This is a genomic window from Pararhodobacter sp. (genome assembly GCF_034676545.1).
Lineage (GTDB): Bacteria > Pseudomonadota > Alphaproteobacteria > Rhodobacterales > Rhodobacteraceae > Pararhodobacter.
Genome location: NZ_JAUCBZ010000015.1, coordinates 937,068 through 953,721, shown reverse-complemented (window position 1 = coordinate 953,721; position 16,654 = coordinate 937,068). Strand labels below are relative to the sequence as shown.

The following is a 16,654-nucleotide window of genomic DNA, read 5'->3' as shown; positions in this document are numbered from 1 at the left end:
CCGTTTCAAACAGGACCCTCACTGATGTCTTGCGGCGCGCTCAGGTTTCCTGACGTACCAGCTCCGTGATCAACACATCGTTCAGATCCGTGCCGATCTCGGACCGCGCGGCCTCGCGCAGGGTGCGCCGCAACCCCAACAGGGCCTCGCCCGAGGTGAAAACCCCGTCAAAACCGCCCAGATTGGCATGATCGAACAGGAGCTGCAAAAAGATCGCGCGCAGCCGTGGCTCTTTGTCGGGCAGCGAAAACCCATGCCCGACCCGAAGTTCAAGCGCCAGACCGATCACCACCATCGCCCGCACCTCGCCCTCGGTGATCAGGGGCACCACGAATTGATTGGGCATGCGCACGGTTTCGGTGTCACCAGATGGGGGGGCGTAATGCCCGGTTGTCGACGCCGTGGCATGGCCTGCGTTTTCATCCGCACCCGCGTCGCCATGCGCGGCAGGTTGCCCGGCTTGATCTGCGGGCGCTGCGGCGGCTTCGGCACGAGGCTGCAAGAACCACCCCGCGCCACCACCTGCCCCCAATCCGATGAGCAGCAACAGTATCGGCATAAGCTTTTTCATAGCGGTTCTCCTTACAGCGGCAGCAGGATTTCGGCGATCTGCTGACCGTAGCGCGGCTGTTGCATCTGGCTGATCTGGCCGCGGCCACCATAGCTGATGCGCGCGCCCGCGATCCGGTCATACGCAATTTCATTGCGCCGCGAGATATCCGTCGGGCGGATATACCCGGTGACGATCAACTCGCGCAACTCGTTGTTAACACGGACTTCCTGGCTGCCTTCGATGCGCACGACGCCATTCGGAAGCCGCTCGATGATTGTCGTTGCCACACGCAGCGTCAGGCGCTCATTGCGACTGACACTGCCCGAACCCTGAAAGCTGCTGCTGCTGTCGGCGGACACCGCATTGGCCATGCTGGCACCCTCGGGCAATTGCCGGTCAATCAGTTGCGGCAGGCCCAGCATCTCGGGCACGGCCATGCTTTGCGACCCCGATCGCCCGCGCTGCGAGCTGTTCGAAATCTCGGCGCGATCGTCGATCTCGATCACCACCGTCAGGATATCACCCGGCTGATTGGCGCGCCGGTCGCCAAGCAAGGACTGCTGCGATGACGACCACAGGGACGAGTTGTCAGCCGGGCGGCGGCGGTCGGTGACCTCGGGCAGCGGCAGGTTGTAAAGCGCATGATGTTCCAGATTGGGCACCAGCGGCGAGAACTCGGGCGCTTGGCCGACATTCCGCAGATCAGAGCACGCCGACAGCGCCAGAGCGGCAAACAGGACAGGTATCACTTCGAGCAGGCGCATATGCGGCCCCTTTCACGGTACGATCACCAGCGCCGGCCCGGCGACGATGCCGAAAACCGTGCTGCGCGATCCAAGATTCATGATCCGAACTTCGTCGCCCTCCGCGCCGCGACCCAGCGCGCGCCCATCGGCGCGAATGTTCAACCCGCCTTGCTGAAACATCAGCGTCACCAGTTGATTGCGCTCGACCAACGCCGGTGGGCCAAGGCTGGCCAGCGGGATCGGCCGCCCGGCATAGAGCGTCACGCGGGTTTCCTGGCCAATGGCCTCGTCCAGCAGGGTGGCGGCACCCAGAGGTGCTGTCCCAGAGTCCAGAATAACGTCGCCGGGGCCGATGGCGGTGCCGGCGCGCATGGTGCGGGCCGCCAGCAAGACATCGGCCTGGGCGGCCGAGGCAAACGCCAGAAAGATCGCCAGCCCCCCGACGCGGGATACACGGCCCATCACCGCACCTGCGTCGTGGCGGCGAGCATCTGGTCGGCGGCAGTGATGACCTTGGCGTTCAGCTCATAGCCGCGCTGCGCCTTGATCATCTCGGTCAATTCGCGCACCGGATCGACCGAGCTTTCCTCCAGATAGCCTTGCCGCACCGTGCCCAGACCATCCTCACCCGGCACCGATTGCAGCGCCGGGCCCGACGCCTCGGTTTCCACGAACAGGTTCGAGCCCAGCGCCTCCAGCCCGCGCTCGTTGGTGAAGCCCGCCAGTGCCAGTTGCCCCAGGCGCTCCGGCGCCACGCGGTCGGCGAAATAGCCCCAGACCTCACCCTGCGCGTTGATCGAGATTTGCCGCGCGTCGGTGGGAATGGTGATCCCCGGTGCGACCTCGTAACCATCGGAGGTGACGATCAAACCATCGCCGTTGCGTTTGAGGCCCCCGTCGCGCGTATAGGCCGGGCGCCCGTCGGGCAGAGTCGTCTCGAACCAGCCGCGCCCCTCGATCGCCAGGTCCAGATCGCCGCCGGTCATGGTCAGCGATCCTTGCTGCACCTGCATGGCGACCGAGGCCGGGCGCGCGCCCAGACCCAGTTGAACCCCCGTTGGCACAACCGTGCCATCGGCAGAGGAAATCGTCCCCGCGCGGGTATGTTGCTGGTAATGCAGATCGGCGAATTCGGCGCGCCGCGCGTTATACGCCGTGGTCGACATATTCGCGAGGTTGTTGGCGACGGTATCGACCCGCATTTGCTGGGCGCTCATGCCGGTGGCGGCAATTTGTAAGGCTCGCATGGGGTTCTCCTATCGGCTGAGAGTTGAGACGACGTTGCGAATGCGTTCGTCTTCGCGGTCGAGAAATTTCTGCCCGGCTTCATAGGCGCGCTGCACTTCGATCATGCGCGCCATTTCCGAGATCGGATTGACGTTTGAGTCTTCAAGGAACCCTTGGAACAGGCTGGCCTCGGGGACCGGGACCAGCGGTCCGGTCGCCTCGTGCAGAACGCCGGTCGCGCGCCGGATCTGGCTTGGGTCTTCGGGGCGCATCAGGCCAATCTGACCCAGCGGCTGACCATCTGCCGAAATCGTGCCATCGCGGGAAATCGCGACATTGCCGGCCTCGGCGGGCACAAACACCGGTGCGCCGCCAATATCGAGCAGGCGGTGGCCATCGGGCGTGACCATCTCGCCCGCCGCGTTGGTGGCAAAATGCCCCGCCCGCGTCAGGCGCTCGCCCTGCGGCGTTTCGATCAGAAAGAACCCCTCGCCCTCGATCGCGAGGTCCAGCTGCCCGCCGGTCATCGACATCGTGCCCTGGTTCAAATAGGTCTGATGCGCATTGGCGGCAGCCATCGACAGCGGCGCTTCTCGATTGTCAAGCTTCTGAACATACTCGGAAAACAGCAATCCTTCGCGGCGAAATCCGGTGGTCGAGATGTTCGCGATATTATTCGCCAGCACCTGAATTTCGCGCAGCAGACCGGATTGGCGTGTCAGCGTCGTGTAACCGGCGTTATCCATGGTTTACCCTCCTGCAATCACCGGGATGACCTGCACCCGGAAGAAATCGACCAGCATTGCGGTCATGGCGCTCATGGAGACCCAAAAGACGATCAGCATGGCGAGGATCTTGGGTACGAAGGTCAGGGTCATTTCCTGCACCGAGGTCAGCGCCTGAAACAGCCCGATCGTCAGGCCCGCGACCAGCGCCACGCCCAGCAGCGGGGCCGACATGGCGACCGCAACCCAAAGCCCCTGGCGCATGATGTCAAATACGGCGGATTCCGACATCAGATCGGCATCCGCAGAATTTCGAGATAGGCCTCGACCACCTTGTCGCGCACCGCCACGGCGGTTTCGACGGCCATTTGCGCCTCGGACAAGGCCGCCACCAGGGCGTGCGGGTCGGCATCACCGACCATCGCCGCCTGCGCGGTGGTATCCGCCCGTTCCAGGACTTGTGCGAAATTCTCGGCAAAGCGGCCTGCCGTCGTGGCCGCGCCACCGGCGGCGTCCGGATCGGGGGATGTGAGAGGTTGGGCCGCGCCGTAGGAACGGGCGGCGAGGTTGGCGGATAATTCCATTCTGGTCTCTCCTTATCTGCGCAATAGCCCGATCAGGCTTTGCGACATTTGTCGCGCCTGATCGAACATCTTGAGGTTCGCCTCGTAAGAACGCTGCGCTTCGCGCGCGTCTGCGATTTCGACCATCAAATCGACATTCGAGCCGAGGTAATGGCCGGTTTCATCGGCCAGGATATGGCCGGGGTCGTAAATTTGCGGCAAGTCTGTGCGGTCGAGCACGACCGGCCCCGTCTGCACGCCAGACGCGTGCGACAGCCGGTCGCCCGGCAGCGTCGTCGCCTCGAACGAGACCGACTTGCGCCGATATCCGGGGGTATCCGCATTGGCGATATTCTCGGACACATGCCGCAAACGCGTGGCCTGTGCCTGCATCCCCGACGACGACAGCGCCAATGTGCGATCCAGATTGCTCATGGCTTCCCCCCTCAGCGACCGATGGAAGCGCGCAGCACGTCGCGCGCCATGGAATAGATGCCCAGCGCCATCTCGTGCTGTTGCCGCGCCGCGACGCCGCGCATCATTTCGTGTTCCAGGGAAACGGTATTGCCGTCTGGCGATGTGGTGACCGGGTGCGCCTCCACGCGAATCAGCGTTGATGCGGCACCTTCTCCGCCCGGCCCGCTGGTGGCGCGCCAATATTCGGGAAACGACACCACATCACGCGACCGGTAACCGGGCGTATCGGCATTCGCCACATTCTGCGCGATCGCCTGTTGGCGAGTCGCCGCATGGGTGGCGTAGGACTGCGCCATGCGCAGGATGTCCAGGCTTTCAAACATAGGGTTCTCCCTTGGCTGGTCTACACGAAGCATTAAGGGTGATTCGTTTAGAAACAGTAACGAGGCGTAAGTTCGCCGGTCGATTTGAAAGGAATTCTCGATGCCCGTGTTTGACAGCCTCATGGCCGAGCTTGCCGAAATCCGCCCCGTGCGCCATTTCGGGCGGGTCTGTGAAATGCACGCCGCCACCGTTCTGGTCAAAGGCCTGTCCTTGCGCGCCCGGCTCGGCGACCGGGTGTTGATTGCCGATTCGGTGGGTGGTGAGATCCTGTCGATGACGCGCGAAGGCGCGGAAATCCTGCCCGAGGGCGAGATGGAGGGTCTGGCCATCGGCGCGCAGGTTGAGCATCTGGGCCGCAACACCATTTCCCCCGACACCTCCTGGATCGGCCGGGTGATCGACCCCTACGGCATGCCGCTCGACGGTCGCCCCCTCGCCCGCGGCCCAAAGGCGCGCGCCCTGCGCTCGCCGCCGCCACCGCCCGCAAAACGCAAGCGCTTGGGCGGGCGCATCTCGACCGGGCTCGACGCCTTCAACACGCTGCTCCCGCTGGTGCGCGGTCAGCGCGTGGGTCTGTTTGCGGGCTCAGGCGTGGGCAAAACCATGCTGCTGGGCAACCTCGCCAAAGGGATCGAGGCCGATGTCGTCGTGCTGGCGCTGGTCGGCGAACGCGGGCGCGAGTTGCGCGACTTCACCGAAGAAGTGCTGGGCGTCGAAGGGCTTGCGCGGTCGGTGGTGATCAGCGCAACATCCGACCAATCGCCCCTCGCCCGGCGACGATCCGCACAAACCGCAATGGCCGTGGCCGAACATTTCCGCGATCAGGGTCAACACGTTCTGCTGCTGGTCGACTCCGTCACCCGCTTTGCCGAGGCGCATCGCGAGATCGCGCTCGCCGCCGGCGAAGCCCCCAGCCTGCGCGGCTTTCCCCCCTCGACGGCGCATCAAATCATGGCCCTGGCCGAACGCGCCGGACCGGGCGAAGAGGGGCAAGGCGACATCACAGCGGTGTTCACGGTGCTGGTCGCCGGGTCGGATATGGATGAACCGGTGGCCGATATCCTGCGCGGCGTGCTGGACGGACATATCATTCTGGACCGCGCAATCGCCGAACGCGGGCGCTTCCCGGCGATTGACCTCATGCGCTCGGTCTCGCGGTCCCTGCCCGCCGCCGCCACACCAACCGAAAACGCCCAGATCGCCGAGGCCCGGCGCCTGATCGGCGCCTGGGAGCGGGCCGAAATGATGGTCCAAGCAGGGCTCTATGCCCAAGGCTCGGACCCGTTGACCGACCGCGCCATCAAACTATTCCCAAAGCTGGATGCGTTCTTGGGCGGATCAGGGGCGAAAACCGCCGCCGAAAGCTTCGCGCGGCTGAAAAAGGCGCTCGACGGATAGCACAGCCCCTGCCTGCAACTGCTCCACCATGACACAGGACCCTCCAGCATCACCCTCGACCTCCGGAAACACCGCGCCCCCTGAAACCGCCTAAACTTTCATTCAAATTTTCCGCTCTTTGTTCTTCAAATATCCTGCGGGGGTGAATTCGGCGCAGCCGAAGAGGGGGCGCAAAGCCCCCTTCATGCGTTCCAGGCCCGGTCGCCTTTCGCATCCTTGACGCGCGTGTGCAGGCCAATCCGGTCGAGGATTTCAAAGAACGGTTTCGGGTCCAGTTCCTCGACGTTGACCATCGTCCCCGTATCCCATGTCCCATCCGCGATCAACATCGCGGCGGCCACCGGCGGCACTCCGGCGGTATAGGAAATCCCCTGCGAGCCGACCTCGTCATACGCCTCTTTGTGATCGGCCACGTTGTAGACGAAAACCTCGGCCTCCTTGCCGTCCTTCTTGCCCTTCACCAGCGTGCCGATACAGGTCTTGCCGGTATAATCTGGCGCCAGTGACGACGGATCCGGCAGCACCGCCTTGACCACTTTCAACGGCACAACCTCCAGCCCCTCCGCCGTCATAACTGGCTGCTCTGACAAAAGACCTAGGTTTTTCAACACGGTAAACACGTTGATATAATGATCGCCAAACCCCATCCAGAACCGCACATCGGCCTGCGGATAGTTGGTGGCGAGCGAATGCACCTCATCATGGCCGGTCAGATAGGCCTTGTGCGTACCCACCACCGGCAGATCCCATTCGCGGCCAATCTCGAACATGGTATTCGATTGCCACGCACCATCCTGCCACGAATAAACCGTGCCGGTGAACTCGCGAAAGTTGATTTCCGGGTCGAAATTCGTGCTGAACCAGCGCCCATGCGAGCCCGCATTGATATCCACGATATCAATCGACTCGACATCCGGCACATAGGTATCAATCCCGTGGCGCGCATAGGCATTCACCACGCCGGGATCAAACCCCACGCCCAGAATCGCCGTCACACCGGCCTCGGCGCACCGATCGCGGCGCTGCCATTCGTAATTGCCATACCACGGCGGCGTCTCGCAAATCTTGTCCGGATCTTCATGAATTGCCGTGTCCATATAGGCCGCGCCGGTCTCGATACAGGCCTCGAGCACCGGCATGTTCACAAACGGCTGCGCGACATTGATGACGATCTGCGCGCCGGTTTTCTGGATCAGCGCGGCCACCGCAGCCGTGTCCCGGGCGTCCACCTCATGCGCCTGCAAAACGCCCGCAACCTTCAGCGCCCCCTTTTCGCGAACCGAGGTCACGATCGCCTCGCATTTGCCCAAGGTCCGGCTGGCAATGTGAATATCGCCCAGAACATCGTTATTCTGCGCGCATTTATGCGCCACAACCTGCGCCACGCCACCCGCACCGATGATAAGAACCGTCTTTTTCATTTCGCTCCAATCCTTCAGAGTTTACGACAGCGCTGCCGCAAAATCGTCATAGCCAAAATCGCGCACCTGCCGGATGGTTCCATCCAGCTCGCGAATGGCAATCGCCGGCATTTTCACGCCGTTGAACCAGTTTTTCTTGACCATGGTATAGCCCGCCGCATCCTGAAACGCCAAACGGTCGCCGGGTTTCAACGGCTCGGCAAAGCGGAACTCGCCAAAGATATCGCCCGCCAGACAGGATTTCCCGCACACCATCCATTCATGCGGCCCCGCATTCGGGCTGACCTTGGCGCTCTCGCGGTAGATCAGCAGATCCAGCATATGCGCCTCGATGGAACTGTCGACAATCGCCAGATGTTTGCCGTTGAACAACGTATCCAGCACCGTCACCTCCAGCGTTGCCGCGCCGGTGATCGCCGCCTCGCCGGGCTCCAGATAGACCTGCACACCGTTCTGATCGGCAAACCGTTTCAACCGCTCCGCCAGACGCTCCAGCGGATACCCCTCACCGGTGAAATGGATGCCGCCACCCAGACTGATCCACTCCATCTGCCGGATCAAATGCCCGAATTGCTGCTCGATCAGCGACAGCATGGCGTCGAACCGCTCGAAATCCGCGTTTTCGCAGTTGTTGTGAAACATCATGCCGCTGATCTTGTCGGCCACCGTGGCGATCACCTCCGGGTCATGCTCGCCCAACCGCGAAAAGGGCCGCGCCGGATCCGCCAGATCGAAACTCGAGGTGCTGACCCCCGGATTGACCCGCAACCCGCGTGTATGCCCGGCACTCTGCGCCTCGAACCGCTGCAACTGGCCGATGGTGTTGAAGATGATCTTGTCGGAATGCGCCAGCACCTCGTCGATCTCATGCTCGGCGTAAGCCACCGAATAGGCGTGCGTTTCCTTGCCGAACTTTTCAGCCCCCAAGCGCACCTCATAGAGCGAGGAACTGGTCGTGCCATCCATATACGCGGCCATGAAATCAAACACCGACCAGGTGGCAAAACACTTCAGCGCCAACAGGCATTTCGCGCCCGAGTACTCGCGCAGCCAGGCGATCTTTTCCATGTTCGGCAACAGCCGCGACTTGTCGATAAGGTAATAAGGGGTCTGCAACATCTCGGGCCCTCCACGGGAAACAGGGGTCAGAGCGGCACGCCGCGCGAACCCCGCTGATACAAGAACCCTGCGCAAGGCTCAAACAGGTTTCCACGCAACCTCACGGGCTTCATCTTGCGAAAAATACTCTCGGGTGGGTTTGGGAGGGTGGAAAACCCTCCCAAGCGGGTGTGGGTGGCAACCCACCGGCGCGATGAGGGGTCACCAGACCCCGAAGAGCGCCGCCCTCACCCGCGCACAATGCGGTTCACATGCCCCATCTTGCGCCCGGGTCGCGCCTCGCCCTTGCCATAGAGATGCAACTGCACATCCGCCGCGCGCGCCAGCGCCGGCACCCGGTCCATATCCGCGCCGATCAGGTTTTCCATCACCACATCGACATGCCGCGCGCCATTGCCCAACGGCCAGCCCGCCACCGCGCGGATATGCTGCTCGAACTGGTCCACGGCGCAACCGGCTTGCGTCCAATGGCCCGAGTTATGCACCCGGGGTGCGATCTCGTTGACCACCAACCCCTTGGCTGTCACGAACAATTCCACGCCCATCACACCGACATACTCCAGCGCATTCAGGATCCGCCCGGCCAGCAACACCGCGTCCATCTGCTGCGAGGGGGTCAGCGTCGCGGGCAGCGTGGTCGTGCGCAAAATCCCCTCGACATGCACATTCTCGCCCGGATCATAGCACGCCACTTCGCCGGTCACGCCCCGCGCGGCGATCACCGAAATCTCGTGTGTAAACTCGACAAACCCCTCCAGAATCGCCTCCTGCCCGGCCATACCGGCAAACGCCGCCTCGGCCTGCGACGGGTCCATGATCCGGGCCTGACCCTTGCCATCATAGCCCAACCGCCGGGTTTTCAGGATCGCGGGCGTGCCGATCTCGTCCAGCCCCACCCGCAGCGCCGCCGCATCGGGCACGTCGCGGTAGGGTGCCGTTGTCAGGCCCAGCCCGGACAGAAAGTCCTTTTCCGTCATCCGGTCTTGCGACACCGCCAGCGCCTTGCGGCCCGGCCGCACCGGGCGCAGCGAGTCCAGCAGGTCCAGTGTGGCGGTCGGGATATTCTCGAACTCATAGGTGATCACATCGACCGAGGCGGCAAAGCCCCGCAAAGCCTCGGCATCATCCCAGGCCGCCGTGGTCACCCGCTCGGCGACATGCCCCGCGGGCGGGTTGGGCGCCGGGTCATAGATATGGCAGCGCAGGCCCAGACGACTGGCGGCGACCGACAGCATCCGGCCCAATTGCCCGCCGCCCAGAATACCGATGCAGGCCCCGAGGGGCAGGGAATCACTCATCGCGCGGCTCCTCGGGGATAGAGGCCGACAGGGCGTCGCGCCAGGCATCAACCCGCGCGGCGAGATCCGCGTCCCCAACCGCCAGCATCTGCGCCGCCATCAGCCCGGCATTGGCCGCGCCGCCAATCGCCATCGTCGCCACCGGATAGCCGCGCGGCATTTGCAGGATTGAATAGAGGCTGTCCACGCCACTCAGCGCCCGCGTCAGGATCGGCACGCCAATCACCGGCACGCGGGTTTTGGATGCCATCATGCCCGGCAAATGCGCCGCCCCGCCCGCGCCGGCGATGATCACCTGCAGGCCGCGTTCAACCGCCGTTTTGCCGTAGTCCCACAACCGATCCGGCGTGCGATGCGCCGAGACGATCTTGGCCTCATAGGCCACGCCCAATTCGTCCAGAATCGCCGCCGCCTCGCGCATTGTCGGCCAGTCCGATTGACTGCCCATGATGATCCCGACTTTTACCGCCATTGCGCCCTCCGGCCATCTTCTGCGCGCGCACTATACAAGCGAGGGACGCACGCGCAATGCAATGCCCCTGTGCGCCGCGTTGGTTTCGCGCTAAGGGAGGGCGATGAACACCGATTTGCAGATCTTTCTCGTGGCCTCGCCGGGGCTGGAACCGCTCTTGGCCGATGAGGCCCGCGAGAGGGGGTTCAAAACCGTCGAACCCGTGCCCGGCGGCGTCACGATCACCGGCGACTGGCCCGAGGTCTGGCGCGCCAACCTGAGCCTGCGCGGCGCCGGGCGCGTTCTGGTGCGGATCGCCGAATTCCGCGCGATGCATCTGGCGCAGCTTGACAAACGTGCGCGCAAACTGGCCTGGGCCGAGGTCTTGCGCGCTGACGTTCCCGTCAAGGTCGAGACCACCTGCCACCGCTCGAAGATCTATCACGCCAAGGCGGCCACCCAGCGGATCGAGACGGCGATTCGCGAGGAACTCTGCGCCACGATTTCCCCCGAGGCCGCGCTGGTCGTCAAAGCCCGGATCGAGGATGATCTGGTCACCATCAGTCTGGACACCTCGGGCGAGGCGCTGCACCGGCGCGGGCACAAGATGGCGGTCGGCAAGGCACCGATGCGCGAGACGCTGGCGGCGCTGTTCCTGCGGCAGATGGGGTTTGACGGCACGCAAACCGTGGTTGACCCGATGTGCGGCTCGGGCACCTTTCCAATCGAGGCCGCGGAAATCGCCGCCGATCTGCTGCCGGGGCGCAGTCGGTCCTTTGCCTTTGAAACCCTCGCCAGTTTTGACCCGAACCGCTTTGCCGCGCTGAAAACCCATGCGCCAAAGGTGCCGACCGCCCGTTTCCACGGCTCGGACCGCGATCAAGGCGCGGTGGGCATGGCGCAAAAGAACGCCCAGCGCGCCGGGGTTGCCGACTGGTGCAGCTTCACCCGCAAACCGATCAGCGACCTGACCCCGCCCGACGGCCCGCCCGGTATCGTGATGATCAACCCGCCCTGGGGCGCACGCATCGGCGAGCGAAAGCTGCTGTTTGCCCTCTATGGCGCGACCGGCAAGACCCTGCGCGAGCGGTTCACGGGCTGGCAAATCGGCCTGATCGCGCCCGATGCCGGGCTGGTCAAAGCCACCGGGCTGGGGCTGGAACCGGCGGGCGCGCCGGTCGATATGGGCGGCACCAAGGTCACGCTGTATCGCGGAATCCCGGGCTGATCGCGGATTATTCGTCGCCGAAACCCGGGCTGGCGGCGGCGATGGCATAGCTGCTGACCCCCGGCTGAAGCTCGATGATCTGAATGCAGTTGCCGGGCCCGTCGGTGAACATCCACGGATGGGTCAGGAAACTGGCGATGGTCGTCGATTCGCCCGGATTGAGGGCCGCGTATTCAACCGGCTGGCCATTGAAATCCAACCACATCACCGTGCGATATTCGCCGGACTGGTTGACGAACGTCACGGTTTGCGGCGTGTCGCTGTTGCGCGAGGCCAGCCCCGGAAACAAGTTGCAACCGAAATCACCCGGTTTTGCCGTTGCCGTTTGCTTTGTCAGCGGTGCCGAGGGGTCGGGCCGCCCCGCCGAATCGCGCGCAAGACGCTGAATATTGGCACAATCGGCCGCAAACTGGCGCACCGGCCCGGCACTGCCGCGCAGCCCCAACGTATGCGATTGCTGGCCGGGGACCGCATAGATCAACGCGTTCTGCGCCGCCAACGCCCGAAGGAACGGATCGTTGGTCGCCAGCGGAAACTCGACGCCGTACAGGAATTCCTCAAAACGCACCACGCTGGCAGTGATCGCCTGCACATAGCCGTTTCCCGACACCTGAAGCGTGGTCGGCGTGCCATGCGCCATAGGCCCGATGTCAGCGCCCATCGTCACCCGGACAAACGGACCCTGCGCGCCAAACACGCAATGCGCCGCAAACTGGATGTCGTCGGTTTGCGGGACGCCATAGGTCAGGTTCAGGTCGGAATCATAAGCGCTCGGGGTGATGTAGCGATCATAGACCCACTGGTAGCCCTGCTGCGCAAAGGCGGCGACGGGTGTCGAGAAAACAAGGATGGCTGCGGTTGCGAGGGCGGAAAATCTCATGAGACTGGACTCCGATTTTGAAAGGGCAAAGCAAGCAATCAATACCGACAGGCTAGATGTACCTATCTTTTGACGCAAGTTTTTGGCCAATTTTCTCGAAATCGTGAAGTTTTCGGCTCAGGCGATGATATCCGGCGTCAACTCGTCCTCGATCCGCGAAATCTCGTCCTTGAGCGCCAGTTTGCGCTTTTTCAGGCGTTTCATCGCCAGTTCATCGCTTGTGCCACGGTCATGCATGGCGGCAATCGCATCATCCAGATCACGATGCTCACGCTTGAGAACCTCCAGCTTCACGCGCAGGACCTCTTCGTGGTTCAACTCAACGGCGGCATTCATCAGCGCTGCGACTCAATCTTGTTATGGGCCCGATTTTCGCAGTCTAGCCAATCCTCGGCGTTCTGGCAAAGCATTCAGCCCCTTGCAGGTGTGATAAATGGTCCCCATATCGGTGTCGTGTCCGGTCTGCCGCAGAGTCGGGGATTGGGCGTTGTGTCGCTGCTACAGGACCATGCCATGAACAAATTTGCTTTCCCATCGCACCCGCTTCTGCTGGGGTTCGAGCCGCTTGAACGGCTTGTCGAACGCACCGCCAGAGCCGGCGCAGACGGTTATCCGCCGTTCAACATCGAGCTGATAGAACCGACCCGCTATGTGATCACACTGGCCGTCGCCGGGTTCCGCCCCGAGGATATCAGCATCACGCTCGAGGATCGCCAACTGGTCGTGCGCGGCCAACAAGGCGACCCGGCCGAGGACCGCGTGTTCTTGCACCGCGGTATCGCCACCCGCCAGTTCCGGCGCATCTTTGCGCTGGCCGAAGGCGTCGAAGTCAGCGCCGCAGCGCTGGACAATGGCTTGCTCAAAGTGTCACTTGAGCGGCGCGAACCCGAAACCGTGGTTCGGACGATTCCAATTACGCGAGGCTGAAAAGGAGGCTGTGATGGAAACCCCATATGACGATCTGCCAAAGGGTCAGGCCACCTATATCCGCGAAGTCGCCCGCGAATCGCTGCCCGACGAGATCAGGGCGCAACTGCCCGAGGATGGCGCGGTCTGGGGGGTTCACACCCCTGAGGGCGAATGTCTGGCGCTTGCCCGCCATCGGTCGGATGCGTTCATGCTGGCGCGCGAAAACGACTGGGCACCGGTCAGCGTGCACTAAGACCGACCCTGTGGGCGCAAACGATATGACCTTGGCAAGCCGCGCGCTTGGCAAGGTCATTTTTTTTGCACGCGCCACGCGCTGCAACACCGACATCACCGATCTAAGGTGGCTTTCCCTGTGGCGGCGTTTTCCGTATCGTCGCGCCAACGCGTCTTCAAACGAGGCCCCTCCGATGCAAATGATCGACAGCCGCACCATTGCCGCCGCCCCCGATGTCGTCTGGGCCGCGCTTTTGAACCCTGAGGTGCTCAAGGCCTGCGTGCCCGGGTGCGAGGAACTGACCGGCTCGCCCGAGGATGGGTTCGAGGCCGTCGTCGTGCAGAAGGTCGGCCCGGTCAAAGCGAAATTCGCCGGCGGCGTGACGATCTCGGATCGGGTGGACGGCCAAAGCCTGACGCTGAACGGCGAAGGCAAGGGCGGCGCTGCGGGCTTTGCCAAGGGGGCCGCGCATGTCACCCTGGCCCCCGCAACCACCGAGGATGGCACCGCGGGCACCTTGTTGTCCTACGAGGTCGAGGCCAAGGTCGGCGGCAAGCTGGCGCAATTGGGCAGCCGGATCATCGACGGGTTCGCCCGCAAGATGGCCGATGATTTCTTTGCCCGCTTTCAGGACGCGCTGGAAGGCCCCGAGGACGAGGACGAGGCCGCCGAAACCGACTCCGCCGAAACCGAGGGCGACGCGCCGAAAAAAGGCTGGTTCAAGCGGATGCTGGGCAAGGACTAACCGCGCGGCTCACAGGATCAGCGGGTCCACGCCGATCACCAGCGGATGCAGCCACAAGAGCAACCCGTAAACCGCCAACCCGGCCAACAGCGGCCCCACACGGGGCCAGGCATGGGGCCGCCAGCGCCCCGAAATCAGCGCTGCAAACGGGAACAGCGAGGTGCGCCGCGCGCGCGCCTGCCAGACCTCCGCGCCCCAGTCGCGCCGCTTGCGTCGGTCGATCAGCCCCATCCCCAGCAGCGCAAACGCGGTCATCGGCCCGAACAGCAGCACATGCGCCAGATCGCCATTGGCGATCAGATGCGACAGACCCCACAAGCCCAGCGCCAACAGAACCGGATGCCGACTGACCCCGGCAATGCCCGGATGCTCAGGGTCGAACGGCGCGGCACGGCTGCCGAACGAGAACGGATTGCGCCCGGCAATCGCATAGGCGGCCAACACACAGGTCAGGGCCATCAGCGTCAGCGCCGCATGGGTTTGCCACGGCGCGGCATACCACAGCGGCACGAAGGGCGCGCGCCCGGCCTCGACGATCACCCAGGTCAGCAAGCCGATCGACAGCGCCGAATAGGCCAACCCAAAGCCCGCGCGCCCCAGCAGCGCCACCATCGGCCCTTTGATCTGTGGCCGCACCGGCACCGCATGCGCACCGAAAAACACCGCCATTGCCAGCGCGAATCCACCCCAACCCTGCATCCTGAAACCTCATCTTGATCGCCGCACCCTGCCCCGGGACATCCGCCGATGCAACGCGATGAGTTGACGCGCGTCGCCAAACCCTGAGAATGGCCAAAATCGACGCAAGAGCCCCAAACCCAAAGGCCCCGCATGAGCACCCTCGTTTCCGGCCCCGACGGTCGCCCGCGCTGCGGCTGGTGCGGCGATTACGCGCCGTTCTTCCCCTACCATGATCACGAATGGGGCTTTCCGGTCGCCAATGACCAGCGTCTGTTTGAAAAACTCTGCCTGGAAAGCTTTCAATCCGGCCTGAGCTGGCGCACGATTCTGGACAAGCGCGAGAATTTCCGCGCCGCGTTCGACCAGTTCGACCTGCACAAGGTCGCGGCCTATACCGACGCCGACAGGGCACGCCTGTTGGCCGATGCCGGCATCGTGCGCCATCGCGGCAAGATCGACGCGGTGATCAACAACGCCGCCCGCGCGCTGGCGCTGATCGACGAGGTCGGCTCGCTCGCCGCTTATGTCTGGCGGTTTGAACCTGATGTCACCGCAGCGCCGCAAAGCCAGACCACCTCGGTGGCCTCGATCGCGCTGTCGAAAGACCTCAAGAAACGTGGCTGGAAATTCGTCGGGCCAACCACCATGTTTGCCTTCATGCAAGCGATGGGGTTGATCAATGACCACGCCGAAGGCTGTGTGATGCGCGACACGGCCGCCAAGGCCCGCGCCGATTTTGTCAAACCCGTCTGAAAGCCCTGATGACCCCACAATACGCCGCCTATCTTGCCCCGGCCCGCGCCACGAACCAGCTCTGGCGGTTGATCCTGGGGGTGATGCTGATCATCGGCCTCTATGTCGCGGGGATGATCGGCATGGGCGGCGTGATGTGGCTGATCGCCGGGCTGGACGGGTTCGAGGCGCAGCTGGCGCGGATCGGCAATGGTGCAGAGCCGTGGTCGCTGATCCTGCTGTTCGCCACCTTTCTGGGCGGCTGGCTGGGTGTCGCGGTCACGCTGCGGGTGTTCCACACACGCCGCCTGCGCAGCCTGTTTGGCCGCGCGCCCGTGGTCTTGCGCGATTTTGTGCTGGGCGCGGCCATGATGCTGGTGGTCGGCGGCGGGCTGGCGCTGGCACTGACACCGCTCATGCCCGGCCTTGAGATCGCCACCGATCCGCAACTCTGGCTGCGCTTCCTGCCCTTGGCGCTGCTGGGCATCCTGATCCAGACCGGGGCCGAGGAACTGGTGTTTCGCGGCTATATCCAGGGGCAACTGGCGGCGCGTTTTGCCTCGCCGCTGGTCTGGCTGACCGTGCCGACCGTGCTGTTCGGCTTTGCGCATTATTCACCGCAGGATATGGGCGAAAATACCTGGATTGTCGTTGCCACCACCGGGCTGTTCGGGCTGGCGGCCTCGGATCTGACGGCGCGCACCGGGTCCCTGGGGCTGGCCTGGGGGCTGCATTTTGCCAATAATGTGATGGCCATTCTGCTGATCAGCGTCATGGGCGGGCTGGATGGGCTGGCGCTGTTCCATTTCCCCGACCCGCAGACCGCACAAACCCTGCTGCGGCCGCTTCTGTATTCGGATATGGTGCTGATGGTTTTGGTCTGGGCCGCGTGTCGATTGTGGCTCCGGCGGCGCTGAATGTTGCAATCGGCAAATGTTGCAA

At 63.6% G+C, this 16,654-nt stretch carries 23 protein-coding genes; 7 read left to right on the top strand and 16 right to left on the bottom strand.

Annotation, left to right across the window (positions count from 1 at the left end; all coding sequences use genetic code 11):
* Positions 1 to 40: 40 nt before the first annotated feature.
* Genes VDQ28_RS08105 through VDQ28_RS08065 form a run of 9 tightly spaced genes read right to left on the bottom strand, consistent with a single transcriptional unit; the run spans position 41 to position 4,614 of the window.
* Positions 41 to 571 carry a flagellar basal body-associated FliL family protein gene (locus VDQ28_RS08105; protein ID WP_323035458.1) on the bottom strand — a complete coding sequence of 177 codons (531 nt, stop codon included), beginning with the start codon at positions 569 to 571 and terminating at the stop codon, positions 41 to 43.
* Between the two features lie 11 nt (positions 572 to 582).
* Positions 583 to 1,317 carry a flagellar basal body L-ring protein FlgH gene (flgH, locus tag VDQ28_RS08100; RefSeq protein WP_323035457.1) on the bottom strand — a complete coding sequence of 245 codons (735 nt, stop codon included), beginning with the start codon at positions 1,315 to 1,317 and terminating at the stop codon, positions 583 to 585.
* Between the two features lie 12 nt (positions 1,318 to 1,329).
* Positions 1,330 to 1,761, bottom strand: coding sequence for a flagellar basal body P-ring formation chaperone FlgA (gene flgA, locus VDQ28_RS08095; RefSeq protein WP_323035456.1), 432 nt, complete (start codon positions 1,759 to 1,761; stop codon positions 1,330 to 1,332).
* Positions 1,761 to 2,546, bottom strand: coding sequence for a flagellar basal-body rod protein FlgG (gene flgG, locus VDQ28_RS08090; protein ID WP_323035455.1), 786 nt, complete (start codon positions 2,544 to 2,546; stop codon positions 1,761 to 1,763). The genes flgA and flgG overlap by 1 nt, the downstream gene beginning before the upstream one ends.
* 9 nt (positions 2,547 to 2,555) lie before the next feature.
* Positions 2,556 to 3,272 carry a flagellar hook-basal body complex protein gene (locus tag VDQ28_RS08085; RefSeq protein WP_323035454.1) on the bottom strand — a complete coding sequence of 239 codons (717 nt, stop codon included), beginning with the start codon at positions 3,270 to 3,272 and terminating at the stop codon, positions 2,556 to 2,558.
* Between the two features lie 3 nt (positions 3,273 to 3,275).
* Positions 3,276 to 3,542 (bottom strand): flagellar biosynthetic protein FliQ, encoded by a 267-nt coding sequence (locus VDQ28_RS08080; protein WP_323035453.1) that lies wholly within the window; start codon positions 3,540 to 3,542, stop codon positions 3,276 to 3,278.
* The gene (fliE, locus tag VDQ28_RS08075; RefSeq protein ID WP_323035452.1) at positions 3,542 to 3,835 is read right to left on the bottom strand and encodes a flagellar hook-basal body complex protein FliE; all 294 of its coding nucleotides are present in this window, start codon (positions 3,833 to 3,835) and stop codon (positions 3,542 to 3,544) included. The genes VDQ28_RS08080 and fliE overlap by 1 nt, the downstream gene beginning before the upstream one ends.
* A 12-nt stretch (positions 3,836 to 3,847) precedes the next feature.
* Positions 3,848 to 4,249: a flagellar basal body rod protein FlgC gene (flgC, locus tag VDQ28_RS08070; RefSeq protein WP_323035451.1), complete on the bottom strand. Its 402-nt coding sequence runs from the start codon at positions 4,247 to 4,249 to the stop codon at positions 3,848 to 3,850.
* An 11-nt stretch (positions 4,250 to 4,260) separates the two neighbouring features.
* Positions 4,261 to 4,614, bottom strand: coding sequence for a FlgB family protein (locus VDQ28_RS08065; RefSeq protein ID WP_323035450.1), 354 nt, complete (start codon positions 4,612 to 4,614; stop codon positions 4,261 to 4,263).
* Between the two features lie 100 nt (positions 4,615 to 4,714).
* Between VDQ28_RS08065 and VDQ28_RS08060 the strand changes: the two genes are divergently transcribed.
* A complete protein-coding gene (locus VDQ28_RS08060; RefSeq protein ID WP_323035449.1) occupies positions 4,715 to 6,013 on the top strand; it encodes a FliI/YscN family ATPase in 1,299 nt (432 codons plus the stop codon).
* 182 nt (positions 6,014 to 6,195) lie between these two features.
* Here the strand turns inward: VDQ28_RS08060 and VDQ28_RS08055 are convergent, their stop codons facing one another.
* The 4 genes from VDQ28_RS08055 to purE all read right to left on the bottom strand — a co-directional run bounded on the left by VDQ28_RS08055 (position 6,196) and on the right by purE (position 10,323).
* Positions 6,196 to 7,434 (bottom strand): saccharopine dehydrogenase family protein, encoded by a 1,239-nt coding sequence (locus VDQ28_RS08055; RefSeq protein ID WP_323035448.1) that lies wholly within the window; start codon positions 7,432 to 7,434, stop codon positions 6,196 to 6,198.
* 21 nt (positions 7,435 to 7,455) lie between these two features.
* Positions 7,456 to 8,550 (bottom strand): carboxynorspermidine decarboxylase, encoded by a 1,095-nt coding sequence (locus VDQ28_RS08050; RefSeq protein WP_323038088.1) that lies wholly within the window; start codon positions 8,548 to 8,550, stop codon positions 7,456 to 7,458.
* Positions 8,551 to 8,780: 230 nt separating this feature from the next.
* A complete protein-coding gene (locus tag VDQ28_RS08045; protein ID WP_323035447.1) occupies positions 8,781 to 9,851 on the bottom strand; it encodes a 5-(carboxyamino)imidazole ribonucleotide synthase in 1,071 nt (356 codons plus the stop codon).
* Entirely contained in the window at positions 9,844 to 10,323 is a 480-nt protein-coding gene (purE, locus tag VDQ28_RS08040; protein WP_323035446.1) for a 5-(carboxyamino)imidazole ribonucleotide mutase, read from the bottom strand. Before purE ends, VDQ28_RS08045 begins: the two co-directional genes overlap by 8 nt.
* Before the next feature lie 103 nt (positions 10,324 to 10,426).
* Here purE and VDQ28_RS08035 point away from each other — a divergent pair, with 103 nt between their 5' ends.
* The gene (locus VDQ28_RS08035) at positions 10,427 to 11,530 is read left to right on the top strand and encodes a class I SAM-dependent RNA methyltransferase (RefSeq protein ID WP_323035445.1); all 1,104 of its coding nucleotides are present in this window, start codon (positions 10,427 to 10,429) and stop codon (positions 11,528 to 11,530) included.
* A 7-nt stretch (positions 11,531 to 11,537) separates the two neighbouring features.
* Here VDQ28_RS08035 and VDQ28_RS08030 read toward each other — a convergent pair whose 3' ends face one another.
* Complete coding sequence (locus VDQ28_RS08030; RefSeq protein ID WP_323035444.1) at positions 11,538 to 12,410, bottom strand: hypothetical protein; 873 nt, start codon at positions 12,408 to 12,410, stop codon at positions 11,538 to 11,540.
* Between the two features lie 117 nt (positions 12,411 to 12,527).
* Positions 12,528 to 12,746: a YdcH family protein gene (locus VDQ28_RS08025; RefSeq protein ID WP_323035443.1), complete on the bottom strand. Its 219-nt coding sequence runs from the start codon at positions 12,744 to 12,746 to the stop codon at positions 12,528 to 12,530.
* Positions 12,747 to 12,923: 177 nt separating this feature from the next.
* Between VDQ28_RS08025 and VDQ28_RS08020 the strand changes: the two genes are divergently transcribed.
* The 3 genes from VDQ28_RS08020 (at position 12,924) to VDQ28_RS08010 (ending at position 14,299) form a co-directional block, all read left to right on the top strand.
* Positions 12,924 to 13,337, top strand: a complete 414-nt coding sequence (locus tag VDQ28_RS08020; protein WP_323035442.1) for an Hsp20 family protein — start codon at positions 12,924 to 12,926, stop codon at positions 13,335 to 13,337.
* A 13-nt stretch (positions 13,338 to 13,350) separates the two neighbouring features.
* The gene (locus tag VDQ28_RS08015) at positions 13,351 to 13,572 is read left to right on the top strand and encodes a DUF1150 family protein (protein ID WP_323035441.1); all 222 of its coding nucleotides are present in this window, start codon (positions 13,351 to 13,353) and stop codon (positions 13,570 to 13,572) included.
* Positions 13,573 to 13,747: 175 nt separating this feature from the next.
* On the top strand, positions 13,748 to 14,299 hold the full coding sequence (locus VDQ28_RS08010; RefSeq protein ID WP_323035440.1) for a carbon monoxide dehydrogenase subunit G: 552 nt from the start codon (positions 13,748 to 13,750) through the stop codon (positions 14,297 to 14,299).
* Between the two features lie 9 nt (positions 14,300 to 14,308).
* On the opposite strand, the gene VDQ28_RS08005 is transcribed toward VDQ28_RS08010, so the two are convergent.
* Positions 14,309 to 14,998, bottom strand: coding sequence for an NnrU family protein (locus VDQ28_RS08005; RefSeq protein WP_323035439.1), 690 nt, complete (start codon positions 14,996 to 14,998; stop codon positions 14,309 to 14,311).
* Positions 14,999 to 15,130: 132 nt separating this feature from the next.
* On the opposite strand from VDQ28_RS08005, the gene VDQ28_RS08000 reads away from it, so the two are divergent.
* Both VDQ28_RS08000 and VDQ28_RS07995 read left to right on the top strand, forming a co-directional pair.
* Positions 15,131 to 15,733, top strand: coding sequence for a DNA-3-methyladenine glycosylase I (locus tag VDQ28_RS08000; RefSeq protein WP_323035438.1), 603 nt, complete (start codon positions 15,131 to 15,133; stop codon positions 15,731 to 15,733).
* A gap of 8 nt (positions 15,734 to 15,741) precedes the next feature.
* Positions 15,742 to 16,629, top strand: a complete 888-nt coding sequence (locus tag VDQ28_RS07995; RefSeq protein WP_323035437.1) for a CPBP family intramembrane glutamic endopeptidase — start codon at positions 15,742 to 15,744, stop codon at positions 16,627 to 16,629.
* The last annotated feature ends 25 nt before the right edge of the window (positions 16,630 to 16,654 follow it).

Coding starts and splice junctions, on each gene's coding strand:
- flgG (WP_323035455.1), bottom strand. CDS start 2,546: ATGCGAGCCTTACAAATTGCCGCCACCGGCATGAGCGCCCAGCAAATG.
- VDQ28_RS08005 (WP_323035439.1), bottom strand. CDS start 14,998: ATGCAGGGTTGGGGTGGATTCGCGCTGGCAATGGCGGTGTTTTTCGGT.
- VDQ28_RS08015 (WP_323035441.1), top strand. CDS start 13,351: ATGGAAACCCCATATGACGATCTGCCAAAGGGTCAGGCCACCTATATC.
- VDQ28_RS08055 (WP_323035448.1), bottom strand. CDS start 7,434: ATGAAAAAGACGGTTCTTATCATCGGTGCGGGTGGCGTGGCGCAGGTT.
- VDQ28_RS08105 (WP_323035458.1), bottom strand. CDS start 571: ATGAAAAAGCTTATGCCGATACTGTTGCTGCTCATCGGATTGGGGGCA.
- VDQ28_RS08025 (WP_323035443.1), bottom strand. CDS start 12,746: ATGAATGCCGCCGTTGAGTTGAACCACGAAGAGGTCCTGCGCGTGAAG.
- VDQ28_RS08080 (WP_323035453.1), bottom strand. CDS start 3,542: ATGTCGGAATCCGCCGTATTTGACATCATGCGCCAGGGGCTTTGGGTT.
- VDQ28_RS07995 (WP_323035437.1), top strand. CDS start 15,742: ATGACCCCACAATACGCCGCCTATCTTGCCCCGGCCCGCGCCACGAAC.
- flgC (WP_323035451.1), bottom strand. CDS start 4,249: ATGAGCAATCTGGATCGCACATTGGCGCTGTCGTCGTCGGGGATGCAG.
- VDQ28_RS08045 (WP_323035447.1), bottom strand. CDS start 9,851: ATGAGTGATTCCCTGCCCCTCGGGGCCTGCATCGGTATTCTGGGCGGC.
- flgH (WP_323035457.1), bottom strand. CDS start 1,317: ATGCGCCTGCTCGAAGTGATACCTGTCCTGTTTGCCGCTCTGGCGCTG.
- purE (WP_323035446.1), bottom strand. CDS start 10,323: ATGGCGGTAAAAGTCGGGATCATCATGGGCAGTCAATCGGACTGGCCG.
- VDQ28_RS08030 (WP_323035444.1), bottom strand. CDS start 12,410: ATGAGATTTTCCGCCCTCGCAACCGCAGCCATCCTTGTTTTCTCGACA.
- VDQ28_RS08065 (WP_323035450.1), bottom strand. CDS start 4,614: ATGTTTGAAAGCCTGGACATCCTGCGCATGGCGCAGTCCTACGCCACC.
- VDQ28_RS08085 (WP_323035454.1), bottom strand. CDS start 3,272: ATGGATAACGCCGGTTACACGACGCTGACACGCCAATCCGGTCTGCTG.
- VDQ28_RS08020 (WP_323035442.1), top strand. CDS start 12,924: ATGAACAAATTTGCTTTCCCATCGCACCCGCTTCTGCTGGGGTTCGAG.
- VDQ28_RS08035 (WP_323035445.1), top strand. CDS start 10,427: ATGAACACCGATTTGCAGATCTTTCTCGTGGCCTCGCCGGGGCTGGAA.
- VDQ28_RS08060 (WP_323035449.1), top strand. CDS start 4,715: ATGCCCGTGTTTGACAGCCTCATGGCCGAGCTTGCCGAAATCCGCCCC.
- VDQ28_RS08000 (WP_323035438.1), top strand. CDS start 15,131: ATGAGCACCCTCGTTTCCGGCCCCGACGGTCGCCCGCGCTGCGGCTGG.
- VDQ28_RS08010 (WP_323035440.1), top strand. CDS start 13,748: ATGCAAATGATCGACAGCCGCACCATTGCCGCCGCCCCCGATGTCGTC.
- fliE (WP_323035452.1), bottom strand. CDS start 3,835: ATGGAATTATCCGCCAACCTCGCCGCCCGTTCCTACGGCGCGGCCCAA.
- flgA (WP_323035456.1), bottom strand. CDS start 1,761: ATGGGCCGTGTATCCCGCGTCGGGGGGCTGGCGATCTTTCTGGCGTTT.